This is a genomic window from Kitasatospora sp. NPDC028961 (assembly GCF_055564815.1).
In genome coordinates this window covers 93,875-108,248 of sequence record NZ_JBVHVO010000024.1, presented here as the reverse complement: position 1 = coordinate 108,248, position 14,374 = coordinate 93,875, and the positions used below count along the sequence as shown (strand labels likewise).

Sequence of the window (14,374 nt, the reverse complement as noted above, 5' to 3'; positions counted from 1 at the left end):
ATGACGGCTTCGGTGCGCAGGGGGTTGATCTCGGAGACGGCGCCGACGAGCGTGGTCTTGCCGACACCGAAGCCGCCGGCGACGACGATCTTCGCGGAGGTGGTGGCGCGGGTGGGGGCGGCCGCGTTAGAGCTTGCGAAGTCCACTGAGGACCCTTTCGAGCAGCGTGACGTCGGGCTGGTTTCCGGATTCGCCGCCGGAAGCGGGCTGGTGGATGGCGACCAGGCCGGCTTCGGCCAGGTCGGCCACGAGGATGCGGGCCACCCCCAGAGGGAGGGAGAGCAGCGCCGACACCTCGGCGACGGACTTGACCTCGGTGCACAAGGTGCAGATCCGCTGGTGCTCGGGGAGCAGGGTGGCCAGGCGCTGCGGGTCGACGTCGGCCGAGACGAGCGCCTCCAGCGCCAGCTCGTAGCGCGGTCTGGTCCGCCCGCCGGTCATCGCGAACGGCCGGATCAGCGGGCCCGAGTCGTAGTCGTCCTCGAACTCCTCGACGTACCCCGGCTCCTGGGCCGGCTCCTGACCGGGACCGGAGTGGTGCCGGCCGGGCTGCGGGGCGGGGGCGGAGTGCCGGCCGGGGAGGTGGCCGTCCGTCCTGCCCGGGGCCGGCCAGCCGGGCGGGGGCGCGTCGTACGAGGGCTGCTGCCGGCCGTACTGCTCGTACTGCTCCTGCGGGTACGGCTGGCCGTACTGCTGCTGGCCGTACTGGCCGTACTGGCCGTGCTGCTGACCGTGGCCGGCGACGCCGGGTGCTCCGAAGGCGTCATGGCCCGTGCCAGGGTACGGAACGCCGTACTGGCCGCTGCGGTCGTCGGGCGGTGTCACGGTTCCTCTCCTCACAAGGTGCGGCGGTGCGGTGCGAGCTCCGGACGGGTCCGGAGCCGGTGGTGCGAAGGCCGTACAACGTCCGAACCCGAGCCCGCCGAAGCGGGCCCGGGACGGGCGTGGAGGTGCTTCGAATACCAGGACGGTATCCGACGAACCGTCAGTGCAGGAGACTGCCCTGGAGTTCTGCGCGGAGTGCGGGGGTGAGGACGGCGCCGGCGCGGTCGACGAGCAGTGCCATCTCGTAGCCGACGAGACCGATGTCGGAGTCCGGGGAGGCGAGGACGGCGAGGGCGGAGCCGTCGCTGACGGCCATCAGGAAGAGGAAACCGCGCTCCATCTCGACAACGGTCTGGTTGACCTCGCCGCCCTCGAAGATCCGGCTGGCGCCGGAGGTGAGGGAGGTGAGGCCGGAGGCGACGGCGGCGAGCTGGTCGGCGCGGTCGCGGGGGAAACCTTCGGACATGCACAGCAGGAGGCCGTCCGCGGAGACCACCACCGTGTGCGACACCCCAGGGGTGTTGTCCACGAAATTGGTGATCAGCCAGTTCAGGTTCTGTGCGGCCTGGCTCATCTGACTCAACTCAACGCTCCTGGTGGTTCGAGCCGCCGAAGAGATCGGTGCTGCGGTTCTGCTGTCCGTTGCCGGACGGGTCTACCTGATCGGGGTCGATCCGGAAGCTTCCGGTGTTGCCGGCGCTGCGGCCCTGCTCCACGCCGCGGCGCAGGTTGGTGAGCCGGCCGCGGACCTCCTCGGGGCTGCGGGAGACCTGCGGCCCGTCCTGCGGAGTGGGCTTGGCGTTGCCGGCCACCAGGTTCTGCTTGGGCACCCGCCGGGGCAGGCCGGACGAGGTGGTCCCGCCGGAGGCGGGCTCGCGCAGCTGCTCGGCACGCTGCCAGGCGCCGTCGTTGGGCGACTGCCAGGCGGCGCTGGTCGGGCCGGTCGGTCCGGTGGGACCGTAACCGCCCAGCGCGGACACCTCGTGTCCGCGCGGTTCGGCGGGCGCCGAGGTGTCCTTGGCGCCGGTGAACCAGTTCGGGGTCTCGCCGGTGTCCTGGCCGCCGCCCTGCTGCGGCGCGGCGGCGGGGCCGCCGCCGGCCAGCTGCTGGCCGGGGCGGCGCTGCGGCAGCCCGGACGGCAGGGTGGCGGCGGGCTGGGCGGCCGGCAGGGCCGGCGGCTCCGGGGTGTACGGGTGGCCGGCCGGGGCCTCCTCGGCCCCGTACTGCTCGTCGGCGTAGCCGTCGTAGCCCGGGTACTGGCCGTACTGGTCGTCCTGGCCCTGGTTCTGGCCCTGGTTCTGGTCCTGACCGTACTGGTCGTCGCCGTAACCCTGCTGGGGGAACCGGCCGTAGGCGTCCTGGCCGTAGTCGTTCTGCCCGTACTCGGTCCCGGCGTAGCCGTCCTGGGCGTACCCGTCCTGGGTGTAGCCGCCCTGGTCGTAGCCGTACTGCTGGTCGGCGTAGCCGCCCTGGTCGTAGCCCTGCTGGGGGTACTGGCCGTCCTGGCCGTCCTGGCCGTAGCCCTCGTCGTTGCGTCGGCCGTACGCCGGGTACTCCTCCTCGACCTCGGCGTCGAGCACCTGCCGCTCCTCCGGCCCGAGCGGGCCGGACTCCAGGGCCGCGCGGCGGACCTGGTCGAGCCGCTGCGAGCGCTGGACGGCCTCCAGGGCCGGGCTGAAGCCGCTGGACCCGGCGCTGCCGTTGCCGGTGAGGTGGTCGTCGAAACCCAGCTCGGCGGCGCTGCGCGGCTGGTTCTGCTGGACCTCGGCGGCCCAGTCGGCCGCGGACGGCTCCTGCTCGGCGAAGATCCGGGAGACGGTGAACTGCTCCTCCGGCTCCGGGGCGGCGCCCATCTGGGTCAGGAACGGCGGGAGCATGACCAGCGAGGTGGTGCCCGCGGACTCGCCCGAGGGGCGGAGCTGGACGCGGACGTCGTGCCGCTGGGAGAGCCGGCCGACCACGAAGAGGCCCATGCGGCGGGAGATGGTGGCGTCGACGGTGGGCGGCTCGGCCAGCTTCTCGTTGATCTCGGCGAAGTCCTCGGCGGTGAGGCCGATGCCCTTGTCGTGGATCTCGACCAGCACCCGGCCGTCCGGCAGGCGGGTGGCGTTGACCAGCACCCGGGTCTGCGGGCTGGAGAACGAGGTGGCGTTCTCCAGCAGCTCGGCGAGCAGGTGGACGAGGTCGGTCACGGCGGCGCCGACGACCTCGGCCTCGGGGATGCCGGAGAGCTCGACGCGCTCGTACTGCTCCACCTCGGACGCGGCGGCGCGGAGCACGTCGACCAGCGGGACCGGGGTGTTCCAGCGGCGGCCGGCCTCCTCGCCCGCGAGGACGAGCAGGTTCTCACCGTTGCGGCGCATACGGGTCGCGAGGTGGTCCAGCTTGAAGAGGTTCTCCAGCTGGTCCGGGTCGGCCTCGTTGTTCTCCAGGTCGGTGATCAGCGCCAGCTGGCGCTGGATCAGGCTCTGGCTGCGGCGCGACAGGTTGGTGAAGATCGCGTTGACGTTGCCTCGCAGCAGGGCCTGCTCGGCGGCGAGCGCGACCGCCTGCCGGTGGACCTGGTCGAAGGCCCGGGCGACCTCGCCGATCTCGTCCTTGCCGTGCAGCGGGATCTGGCTGACCGAGGTGTCCACCCGGTCCGGGTCGGTCTTGGAGAGCCGCTCGACGAGGTCCGGCAGGCGGTGGTCGGCGATCTCCAGGGCGGCGTTGCGCAGGGTGCGCATGCCCAGGATCATCGAGCGGGCCACGTAGCCGGTGAGGACACCGGCGAGGACCAGCGCGGCGAGCACGATCGCCGAGTTGAGGATGGCGTCGTAGAGCGCGTTGTCCCGCAGGTCGGCGGCGTCGTTGAGGACGTCGTCCAGCAGCGCGACCTCGGTGGCGCGCAGGCTGGCGATGTGGGTGTTGGAGGCCTGCTCCCAGTTCTCCTTGGTCAGACCGGCGTCCTTGGCCTCCTTGTAGGCGGCGTCGGCGGCGGCCTTGCCCCTGGACTGGCCCTCGGCGGCGGCCTGCGTGTAGGCGGCGCCGAGGCCCAGCAGGCCCGTCATGGTCGGCACGCTGCCGTTCGGCATCCGGTACGCGGCGCGCTGGTCGGCGGCGGCCTGGGCGACCTGGGCGTCGGAGTAGCGCTCGGCGTCCTCGGGGGCGCTGCCGGTGTTGAACTCGGAGAGCGAGACCTGCTCCAGCTTCTGGGAGACCAGGAGCTGCTGGATCAGGTCGGCGTTCTCGTACCGGGTGGTGGACTGGGCCGAGATGCCGACCAGCAGGTGGAGCATCAGCGCGCGCTGGGTCGAGGCCGAGGCCTTGGCCAGCGACATGGCGTAGATCGCGCGGCCCTTGCTGGTGATGTTGCTGCTGCCGAGGCCGACCGAGTTGTCGTAGGCCAGCAGCGGCGCGATCATCGTCGAGTACGCGGACTGGGTCGCGGTGGCGAACAGCTCGGGCTTGTAGGCGACGTCGCGCAGGTGCGGGAGGAACAGCACCATGCTCTGGAAGGCCGCGTGCCGGTGGGGCAGTTCGGCGGACTTGTCGCTGGCGTCGTAGGCCGCGTTGTACGCCTTGAGCGCGGTGTCGGTGGTGGCGCGGGTCTTCGGGACGTCGCCGTTCGGGTCCTGGCCGGTCAGCAGGGGGCTGAGCGACTTGTCGCGCTCGTTCTCCAGCGCCTCGGCGAGTTCGGTGGCCGCCTTGGCGAGGCGGGCGGTCTTCTCGGCGCGGGAAGCCTTGACGTAGCCGTCGACCGAGGTGTTGACGCGCAGGCCGCCGAAGATCAGGCCGATGATGACCGGGATCAACAGGATGGCTATCAGACGGGCCGGCACACGCCAGTTCCGCGGCCGGAGGAAGTCGTACCGACCACCCTTGCCGCCGCTGCCTCCGTCGTCCGCCGAGCCACCGCTGCGGCGCTCCGTGGAGGCGGCCGGCGGCTTCGGGGAGGGGGCCGGGGGTCGCTCCTCGACCGGCGTGAACGCGGAGAATCCGGCCGGGTCCGTTGCGGTACCGTTCGGCTCGCTCTGGCGGGGCTCGGAGCGCCGCTGCGGGGCGACCTGCTGCTTACGCCTCACTCGACAACAACCTCTCGGCCGATTGGCGGCCATGGATCAATCCAGCGCTACCCCTGGCAGCGGCCCGCTGGTGGTGGGACTGCCGAAATGGATTTAGGGGTAGCTGGAATTTCAGCACGTGCAGGGATGGGGGACAAACAGGTGTCGATGGCGGCCCGCTGCGGAGCAATCCGGACATTAGCCGACATCGAGGGGCAAAACCGTGGTCTTCTGGCGCTGAGCGATGCTAATTCGCTACGCATGGTCACTGTTGATCACAAAATGCCTACCGAACTGTTATCCGCTGCTTATGTAGGGGTCTTGCGTGGGCCGCCGCGGCGACACCCGCGCCCTAGCCGCAGCTGCCCCGGTGCCCGACCGTGACGGCGGGGCACCGGGGCGTGCGACCTGCGGGTTCCCGCTCAGCGCAGGCGGGCGAGGAGGGCGTGTTCGACGAGGGTGATGAGGGCGCTCTTGGCGCTGTCGCGTCGTCGGGCGTCGAGGGTGATGACGGGGGTGTCGGGGCCGAGTTGGAGTGCTTCGCGGACTTCGTCGCCGGTGTGGGGCTGGTGTCCGTCGAAGCCGTTGAGGGCGACGACGAAGGGGAGTCCGCTGTTCTCGAAGTAGTCGAGGGCGGGGAAGCAGTCGGCGAGGCGGCGGGTGTCGACGAGGACGACGGCTCCGATGGCGCCTCGGACGAGGTCGTCCCACATGAACCAGAAGCGGTCCTGTCCGGGGGTGCCGAAGAGGTAGAGGATGAGGTCTTCGTCGAGGGTGATGCGGCCGAAGTCCATGGCGACGGTGGTGGTCGTCTTGCCGGAGACGTGGCTGAGGTCGTCGATGCCGGCGGACGCGGAGGTCATGACGGCTTCGGTGCGCAGGGGGTTGATCTCGGAGACGGCGCCGACGAGCGTGGTCTTGCCGACACCGAAGCCGCCGGCGACGACGATCTTCGCCGAGGTCGTGGCGCGGGTGGCTCCGTTAGAGCTTGCGAAGTCCACTGAGGACCCTTTCGAGCAGCGTGACGTCGGGCGTTCCGCCCGACTCGCCCGCGGCGGCGGGCTGGTGGATGGCGACGAGACCGGCCTCGGCAAGGTCGGCGACGAGGATGCGGGCGACACCGAGCGGCACGCCGGCGAGTGCGGAGATCTCCGCGATGGACTTGACCTCACGGCAGAGGTTCACGATCCGGGCGTGCTCGGGCAGCAGGCCGCCGGTCCGCTCGGCGGAGCTGGTGGTCGAGATCAGCGCCTCGATCGCGAGCTGGTACCGGGGCCGGGTGCGGCCTCCGGTCATCGCGTACGGGCGGACCAGCGGCTGCTGCTCGTAGCCGTCGGACTGCTGCCCGCCGTAGCCGCTGCCGTACCCGCTGCCGTACGAGCCGGCGGGTGTCGAAGGCGGGGTCATGGGTCCTCCTTGTGCTGCAGCCTTGGGCAGCCGGTTCCAGCTGGGGCGATGCCAGCTGAGGCGAAATCAGCTGCCTGAGGGTAGCTGAGGGTGAGGCGCCGGGCCTGGTCGGGTCAGGCCCGGCGGGGAGGTGGGACGGGTGGGGTCGCCGCTCAGGGCACTCAGTGCAGGAGACTGCCCTGGAGTTCTGCGCGGAGTGCGGGGGTGAGGACGGCGCCGGCGCGGTCGACGAGCAGTGCCATCTCGTAGCCGACGAGACCGATGTCGGAGTCCGGGGAGGCGAGGACGGCGAGGGCGGAGCCGTCGCTGACGGCCATCAGGAAGAGGAAACCGCGCTCCATCTCGACAACGGTCTGGTTGACCTCGCCGCCCTCGAAGATCCGGCTGGCGCCGGAGGTGAGGGAGGTGAGGCCGGAGGCGACGGCGGCGAGCTGGTCGGCGCGGTCGCGGGGGAAACCTTCGGACATGCACAGCAGGAGGCCGTCGGCGGAGACCACCACCGTGTGCGACACCCCGGGGGTGTTGTCCACGAAATTGGTGATCAGCCAGTTCAGGTTCTGTGCGGCCTGGCTCATCTGGTTCAACTCAACGCTCCTGGTGATCTGCGCCGTTGCCGTCGGTGCGGCCCCCGAAGCTATCGAATCCGGACTGCTGGGCACCATGCTGCGGGCCCGCCTGGTTGCCCTGGCCCGGGCCCTGGCCGGCCGCCTGCTCGGCGCCGACCCGGCGGCCCTGCTGGATGCCGCGACGCAGGTTGGTGAGCCGGCCGCGGACCTCCTCGGGTGCACGGGACACCTGGGGGCCGGTCAGCGGGGACGCCTCGGCGGTACCGGAGACCAGGTTGGCCTGCGGGGTCCGCCGGGGGAGACCGGACATGGTGACGCCGCTGGTCGAGGGCTCCCGGACCTGCTCGGCCCGGCGCCAGCGCTCGTCGTTCGCGGACGGGCGCCACGGCGCGTCACCCGGCCCGCCCGGCCCGCCCGGCCCGCCCTGCGGGGCCTGCTGCGGCTGGCCCTGCTGGGGGGCCTGCTGCTGAGCCTGGTGGGGAGCCTGCTGGGCGTGCTGCTGCTGGGCGTGCTGGTGCTGCTGGGGGGCCTGCTGGTGCTGGCCCTGCTGCTGGACGCCGGGCGCACTGGTCCCGGGCCGACGCGGCTGGTACTGACCCGCCCGCGCCGCCTCGGCCTGCTCGGCCGACTCGAACATCGGCGCACCGCCCTGCGGGCCGCCGTGGGACGGACCGGTCGGCAGCGCCATCGGTTCCTGGCGGACCGGCTCGGGCCGGAGCTGCTCCTGGCGGACCGGCTCCGGACGCGCCGGGTTCGGCAGCACCGGCTCGACCAGACCGAGGCCGAGCGGGTCACGCGGGTCGATCTCGCTCGCCTCGAAGCGCGGCCGGGCGAACTGTGCGGTGCTCTCCATCGACGAGGGCTCGGCCGCGGGGAGCGGCTGGGCCTGCTGCGGCGGGAGCTGCTGCTGCCGCTCGCGCTGCGGTGCGTCCGGGCCGGGGCGCTGCGGACGGCGCGGACCCTGCGGGCCCTGGCCGCCGGGGCCGCCCTGGCCCTGCGGGCCCTGGCCGCCGGGGCCGCCCTGGCCCTGCGGGCCCTGGCCGCCGGGGCCGCCCTGGCCCTGCGGTGCCTGGCCCTGCGGTGCCTGACCCTGCGGTGCCTGGCCCGGCTGGCGGCGCTGCGGCAGACCCTCCTGCGGGCGGTTGCCCGGGCGGGCGCCCTGCGGCGCGCCCGGACGGCCCGACTGGTCGGCCCAGCCGTGCTGCGGCTGCTCGCCGGTCCGGGGGCCCGGACCGCCGGCGAAGTCCCCGCCGGGGCGCGGCCGCTCCTGGCCGGGGCGCCGGCCCTGGCCCTGCTGGCCCTGGCCGGGCTGCTGCTGGCCGCGGCGCGGCAGCGCACCGGGACCGCCCTGCGGCGGAGCCTGCCGGCCCGCACCGCGCTGCGGCAGACCGCCCTGCGGGTTCTGGCGGGCCTGCGGGACCTGCTGACCCTGCTGCTGGCCCTGCGGGGCCTGCTGACCCTGCGGGGCCTGCTGGCCCTGCGGCTGGCCCTGGAGCGCCTGGCCGACCTGGCGGGTCGGCAGCGCGCCGCCGGCCCGTCCACCGGGGCCGCCCTGGCCGCCCGGAGCACCGGGACCGCCCTGGCCGAGCTGCGGACGGCCCTGCGGGGCACCGCCCGCCGGACCCTGGCCGAGCGCGGCCGGGCCGCCGCTCGGGCCGCCGGCCGGACCGCCGGGCACCTGGCGCTGCTGGCGCGGCGTCGGGGCGACCCCGCGCTGCTGCTTGGCCTGCGCCGAACCGGGGCGGGCCGGGGCCCGGCGGTCGGCGGAGTTGGTGACGTCCACCGGGAGCATGACCAGCGCGGTGGTGCCGCCGGAGTCGCTGGGGCGCAGCTGGATGCGGATGCCGTGTCGCAGGGACAGGCGGCCGACCACGAAGAGGCCCATCCGGCGGGAGACGGAGACGTCCACCGTCGGCGGGTTCGCCAGGCGCTCGTTGATGTCGGCGAGGTCGTCGGGGCTGAGGCCGATGCCGGTGTCGTGGATCTCGACCAGCACCCGGCCGTCCGGCAGGGCGTGGCCGGTCACCCGGACGCGGGTCTGCGGGCTGGAGAACGAGGTGGCGTTCTCCAGCAGCTCGGCGAGCAGGTGGACGAGGTCGTTGACGACGCGGCCGGCGACCTCGGCCGACGGCACGGTGGCCAGCTCGATGCGCTCGTACTGCTCCACCTCGGAGGCGGCGGCGCGGAGCACGTCGACCAGCGGGACGGGGCGGGTCCAGCGGCGGCCCGGGTCCTCGCCCGCGAGGACGAGCAGGTTCTCACCGTTGCGGCGCATACGGGTCGCGAGGTGGTCCAGCTTGAAGAGGTTGGCCAGCTGGTCCGGGTCCGCCTCGCGGCTCTCCAGCTCGGAGATGAGCGACAGCTGGCGCTGGATGAGGCCCTGGCTGCGGCGCGAGAGGTTGGTGAACATCGCGTTGATGTTGCCGCGCAGGAGGGCCTGCTCGGCGGCGAGGCGGACGGCCTCGCTGTGCACCATGTCGAAGGCGTGGGCCACGTGGCCGATCTCGTCCGCGGAGTCGATGCCGACCGGTTCGACGGTGACGTCGACATCGTGCGGGTCGCTCTCGGACAGCGTCTTGACCAGCTCGGGCAGTCGCCGCTCGGCGACGTCCTCGGCCGCGGACTGCAGCCGGGTCAGCGAGCGCACCATCGAGCGGGCGATCAGACCGGCGCCACCGAGGGCGACCAGCAGCACCAGCGCGACGGCGGCACCGATGATCAGGGCCTCGGTGTCGGCGGCCGACTGCAGCTCCTGGGCCTTGCCGTCGAGGTCCTCGATCAGCTTCGACTCGATCCGCCGCTCGGCGGTGATCTTGGCGGTGGCCTGCTCGTACCAGTCCTTGAAGCTGACCGGCTCGGTCTGGTGGATACCGCTCTGCTGGAGCACCGAGCGCGCGTACCGGTCGGCGGCGGCGACCACCGAGTTGTAGCTGAGCTGGCCGCGCAGGTTGTCCAGGTCGTGCGAGGTGTAGATGTTGTTGAAGCTGGTGAGCGCGTTGTCGTAGGAGGCGCGCAGCCGGATGCCGAAGGACTCGTCGCTCAGGCTGAGGTCGGGGGCCTTGGGGTTGGCGAGCGCGGCGCTGATCAGGGCGCGCTGCTGCGAGGTGGCGTTCTTGGCCAGCGAGAACTGCTGGAGGGCGCGGGTGGCGCGGACCAGGTCGCGGTTGTTGGACGCGAGCGCGATGTCCTGGGTGATCGACAGCAGGTCTCGGATGATCACGTCGTAGGCCGTGATCGTCGACTGGATGTTCTGGTTGTTCTGGTACGGGGTGTTGCGCGCGTCCGAGATCGAGTTCAGGTCCTTGCGGATCTGGAACAGCAGCGCCTTGCCGCCGGAGAGCTCCAGGTTCTCGAACTTGTCCGAGGACGCGGTGAAGGTCCGGCTCAGGTCGTCGGTGATCTTGCGGGCGTTGACGATGTCGTCGTCGAGCGGGGCGTTCGGCTCGTGGGTGATCGGCCCGGCGCTGATGTCCCGCTCGGTCTGCAGGGCGTCGGCGAGGTTGGTCGCCTTCTTCGCCAGGTCCGAGAGGTTGGCCATCTGGGCGAGCTGCTGCGAGGCCTCGAGAGAGGTCTGGATGCGCAGCCCACCGAGCACGAGGGCGACCAGCACCGGGAGCGCGAGCAGCGCGATGAGGCGGGTACGGATCCGCCAGTTGCGCATCGCCAGCCGGCTCATGCCCTTGGCCCGTCGGCGGGTCAGCGTCTTGCGGAGCTTGCCCCGGGCCGATTTCCGGTCCTGTTCGGCGTCGTCCTCCGGGCGGCCGACCGCCTCGGGTGCCGGCTCGACGGGGCCGCCGGGCACCGCCGCCTGCTGGGGTGGTGCCACGGGCTCACGCGACTCCGGGTCACCCGCGGCGCCGCTACCCCTTTTGAAACGTCCCTGCACTGGCGTCGCAACCTCTGGACCGGGCGTCCCGCCGCGTCGCCGCAGCCTGGACGGTGTGGAGTTTCCATCCGCACCCCGGCCGGTCCGGGAGAGCGGGCACCGGGGTGGACTACTCCCTACCCACGGTCCGTGGCATTCCAGCACAGCCGGGGAATCCCAACAAGGGCCGCCAGGGCGAGTGGGGCCACACTACCGACCGCGCGCGCGATTTCACTGACTGTGCGGTAACCGGACCGGAATACCGCCTTTTTCGGACACTTGCCGGATACATGCCAACCGGACCCGAGATCAACGGGAGGTGCAGAGGTTCCCGAATGCCCGATATGCGGGGCTTTGTCGGCGAAACTTGATGAAGCGATATGTCGGATATCGGAGAATTGCTCTTCAATTTGTGAGCAAAATCACAGCACAATGTGTAGCTTTGGTCACGGCGGCTGTGGAAAGAGATCCGTAATCTTGCTGTCTCCGGCGCACGGCCTCGATCAGCCTGCCCAGAATCTCCCCGAATCACTCAGGCCGGTGCCGCGCCACGTCGACGCGCCGGTCGCGACCCCGAGGTGCTGACGAGATGTCCCAGGCGAACACGGCCGCCACCAGTCCCGAGCTCTCCAGCCGTTCCACGGCGAACCCGCGCCGGACGACGCTGGCCTCGGTCGAGGACTTCAGCGGGATCCCGGGCGCCCGCCGGGCCGAGCACGTGGCGACCTACGCCACCGAGCTGCCCACCAACACGGCCAACCCGCGCCGCACCCAGCTGATGGTCGCCCCGGCGGTGGCCCCGCGGAGCTGACACCCCGCACGAACCCGGAAGGCGCCGCACTCGCGGCGCCTTTCGGTTTGCTCCCGCCAGGACGGGCGCAACCGCGCTGAACAGGGGCAAAGCGGTCGGGGGAGGCCCCACGCGATAGCCTGGTCGACGATTGAGCGGGGCCGGGCCCACACGGGCGCGGCGCCCACCAGCGCCCGGGCGCGCCCCGGGCGGCCGACGAAGCGAGGGGTAGCCCAGCCGTGCGCATTGCCAGGTTTTCCGTCCGGGAGGGGAGCCCTGCCGCCGGCACCGTCTCCTTCGGTGTGGTCGAGGGTGACCCGGCGCAGCTCGAGTCCCTCGTGGTCCACGCCCTGGCCGGCCACCCGTTCGGGCAGCCCCAACCCACCGGTGAGAGCTACCGCTTCCAGGACGTGCGGCTGCTCAGCCCGATGCTGCCGAACAAGATCGTCGCGGTCGGCCGCAACTACGCCGCCCACGCGGCGGAGCTCGGCCACGACGTCCCGGACGTCCCGCTGACCTTCTTCAAGCCGTCGACCTCGGTGATCGGCCCGACCGAGTCCATCGCGTACCCGCCGTTCTCCTCCGACGTCCACCACGAGGCCGAACTGGCCGTGGTCATCGGCCGGATGTGCCGCGAGGTCCCGCTGGACCGGGTGCCCGAGGTGATCTTCGGCTACACCTGTGCCAACGACCTCACGGCCCGCGACATCCAGCAGCGCGAGGGCCAGTGGGCCCGCGCCAAGGGCTTCGACACCGCCTGCCCGCTCGGCCCGTGGATCGAGACCGACCTCGACCCGAGCGACCTCGCCGTCACCTGCACGGTCAACGGCGAGCTCCGGCAGGCCGGCCGCACCTCCCAGATGGTCCGCTCGGTCGCCGAGCTGATCGTCCACATCTCCGAGGCCATGACGCTGCTGCCCGGCGACGTCATCCTCACCGGCACACCCGCTGGGGTGGGCCCCCTCAACGTCGGCGACGCGGTCGCCGTCTCCATCGAAGGCATCGGCACTCTCACCAACAAGGTGATCAAGCGTGGCTAACACTGACCCGAGCGTTCGGGTTCGCTTCTGTCCGTCCCCGACCGGCAACCCGCACGTGGGCCTGGTCCGCACGGCCCTCTTCAACTGGGCCTTCGCCCGCCACAACGGCGGCACGATGGTCTTCCGGATCGAGGACACCGACTCCGCCCGCGACTCCGAGGAGTCGTACCGGCAGCTGCTCGACGCCATGCGCTGGCTCGGCTTCGACTGGGACGAGGGCCCGGAGATCGGCGGCCCGCACGCGCCGTACCGGCAGTCGCAGCGGATGGACATCTACGCGGACGTGGCCCGCCGGCTGCACGAGGCCGGCCACGCCTACCACTGCTACTGCTCCACCGAGGAGCTCGACGCCCGCCGCGAGGCCGCCCGCGCGGCCGGCCGCCCGTCCGGCTACGACGGCCACTGCCGGGAGCTGACGGACGACCAGGTCGCCGTCTACAAGCTGGAGAAGCGCGAGCCGATCCTGCGGTTCCGGATGCCCGACCGCACCATCGCCTTCGACGACCTGGTGCGCGGCACGCTCAGCTTCGAGCCGGAGAACGTGCCCGACTACGGCATCGTCCGGGCCAACGGCGCACCGCTCTACACCCTGGTCAACCCGGTCGACGACGCCCTGATGGGCATCACCCACGTGCTGCGCGGCGAGGACCTGCTCTCCTCGACCCCGCGCCAGATCGCGCTCTACGCGGCGCTCGCCGAGATCGGCGTCGGCGACGGCAGCACCCCGCGCTTCGGCCACCTGCCGTACGTGATGGGCGAGGGCAACAAGAAGCTCTCGAAGCGCGACCCGCAGGCCTCGCTCAACCTGTACCGCGAGCGCGGCTTCATCCCCGAGGGCCTGCTCAACTACCTGTCGCTGCTCGGCTGGTCGCTCTCCGCGGACGACGACATCTTCTCGGTGGAGCAGCTGGTCGAGGCGTTCGACATCGCCGACGTCAACGCCAACCCGGCCCGCTTCGACCTCAAGAAGTGCGAGCACATCAACGCCGAGCACGTGCGCCGGCTGGCCCCGGAGGACTTCGTCCGCCGCCTGGTGCCTTACCTCCAGGCGCCCGGTCTGCTGCCGGCCGAGCCGACCGCCGAGCAGCTGGAGCTGCTGGCCAAGGTGGCACCGCTCACCCAGGAGCGGATGGTCGTGCTGAGCGAGATCGTCACCATGGCGGGCTTCCTCTTCGTCGACCCGGCGGACTTCACGCTCGACCCGGACGACGCCGCCAAGGTGCTCACCGCCGACGCCCGTCCGGTGCTGGAGGCGAGCATCAAGGCGCTGGAGGAGCTGGCGGACTTCTCGCCCGAGCCGATCCAGGCCGCGCTGCGCGCGGCGCTGGTGGACGGGCTGGGCATCAAGCCCAAGTTCGCCTTCACGCCGCTGCGGGTGGCCGTCACGGGCCGCCGGGTGTCCCCGCCGCTCTTCGAGTCGATGGAGCTGCTCGGGCGCCCCGAGACGCTGCGCCGGCTGACCGCCGCGCTGGCCGCCGTCCCGGCTGCCTGAGCACCGCCACCGGCGGCCGCGGGCCGGGTTCTGACCTGGCCCGCAGCCGCCCCGGCCGCGGCCTGGGGTTATCGATTTTGGACCGGGGCCGGACGTCGGGTAATGTTCTTTCTGCGCCGCCCGGGAGGGAACGGACGAGGGAGCGAAACCCCGTCGGGACCGAGCGAGGGGCGCAACGCCTGAGAAGGGCCCGTAGGGGTTCAACTCTGGTGGGGTATGGTGTAATTGGCAGCACGAGTGATTCTGGTTCATTTAGTCTAGGTTCGAGTCCTGGTACCCCAGCGCAGTACAGGCACTGTCGGCTCCATCGCAGTGCAGGCACCACCGCAGTACAAACAAAGATCCA

The 14,374-nt window shown here is 71.9% G+C and carries 10 protein-coding genes, 1 tRNA gene and 1 pseudogene; 4 read left to right on the top strand and 8 right to left on the bottom strand.

The annotated features are described in order from the left end of the window. The 8 genes and pseudogenes from ACZ4UX_RS29480 to ACZ4UX_RS29445 all read right to left on the bottom strand — a co-directional run. Nucleotides 1-146: pseudogene (locus ACZ4UX_RS29480) on the bottom strand (ATP-binding protein); the annotation flags it as partial. Continuing rightward, nucleotides 127-825, bottom strand: a complete 699-nt coding sequence (locus ACZ4UX_RS29475; RefSeq protein WP_465708860.1) for a DUF742 domain-containing protein — start codon at nt 823-825, stop codon at nt 127-129. The gene ACZ4UX_RS29475 and the pseudogene ACZ4UX_RS29480, both read right to left, overlap by 20 nt. Nucleotides 826-985: 160 nt before the next feature. Continuing rightward, nucleotides 986-1,399 (bottom strand): roadblock/LC7 domain-containing protein, encoded by a 414-nt coding sequence (locus tag ACZ4UX_RS29470; protein WP_030057391.1) that lies wholly within the window; start codon nt 1,397-1,399, stop codon nt 986-988. Nucleotides 1,400-1,409: 10 nt separating this feature from the next. Beyond that, on the bottom strand, nt 1,410-4,889 hold the full coding sequence (locus ACZ4UX_RS29465; protein ID WP_465708859.1) for a sensor histidine kinase: 3,480 nt from the start codon (nt 4,887-4,889) through the stop codon (nt 1,410-1,412). Nucleotides 4,890-5,290: 401 nt separating this feature from the next. Then, a complete protein-coding gene (locus ACZ4UX_RS29460; RefSeq protein WP_329489725.1) occupies nt 5,291-5,869 on the bottom strand; it encodes a GTP-binding protein in 579 nt (192 codons plus the stop codon). Continuing rightward, nucleotides 5,850-6,275, bottom strand: coding sequence for a DUF742 domain-containing protein (locus ACZ4UX_RS29455; RefSeq protein ID WP_329489726.1), 426 nt, complete (start codon nt 6,273-6,275; stop codon nt 5,850-5,852). The genes ACZ4UX_RS29460 and ACZ4UX_RS29455 overlap by 20 nt, the downstream gene beginning before the upstream one ends. A 161-nt stretch (nt 6,276-6,436) precedes the next feature. Beyond that, nucleotides 6,437-6,850, bottom strand: a complete 414-nt coding sequence (locus ACZ4UX_RS29450) for a roadblock/LC7 domain-containing protein (protein WP_030057391.1) — start codon at nt 6,848-6,850, stop codon at nt 6,437-6,439. A gap of 10 nt (nt 6,851-6,860) precedes the next feature. Beyond that, nucleotides 6,861-10,667, bottom strand: a complete 3,807-nt coding sequence (locus ACZ4UX_RS29445; RefSeq protein ID WP_465708858.1) for a nitrate- and nitrite sensing domain-containing protein — start codon at nt 10,665-10,667, stop codon at nt 6,861-6,863. A gap of 628 nt (nt 10,668-11,295) precedes the next feature. Here ACZ4UX_RS29445 and ACZ4UX_RS29440 point away from each other — a divergent pair. The 4 genes from ACZ4UX_RS29440 to ACZ4UX_RS29425 all read left to right on the top strand — a co-directional run bounded on the left by ACZ4UX_RS29440 (nt 11,296) and on the right by ACZ4UX_RS29425 (nt 14,310). After that, entirely contained in the window at nt 11,296-11,517 is a 222-nt protein-coding gene (locus ACZ4UX_RS29440) for a hypothetical protein (RefSeq protein ID WP_329489728.1), read from the top strand. Between the two features lie 218 nt (nt 11,518-11,735). After that, a complete protein-coding gene (locus ACZ4UX_RS29435) occupies nt 11,736-12,536 on the top strand; it encodes a fumarylacetoacetate hydrolase family protein (RefSeq protein WP_465708857.1) in 801 nt (266 codons plus the stop codon). After that, nucleotides 12,529-14,028 carry a glutamate--tRNA ligase gene (gltX, locus tag ACZ4UX_RS29430; protein WP_380388341.1) on the top strand — a complete coding sequence of 500 codons (1,500 nt, stop codon included), beginning with the start codon at nt 12,529-12,531 and terminating at the stop codon, nt 14,026-14,028. The genes ACZ4UX_RS29435 and gltX overlap by 8 nt, the downstream gene beginning before the upstream one ends. A gap of 210 nt (nt 14,029-14,238) precedes the next feature. Next, nucleotides 14,239-14,310, top strand: a tRNA-Gln gene (locus ACZ4UX_RS29425). Nucleotides 14,311-14,374 lie beyond the last annotated feature (64 nt).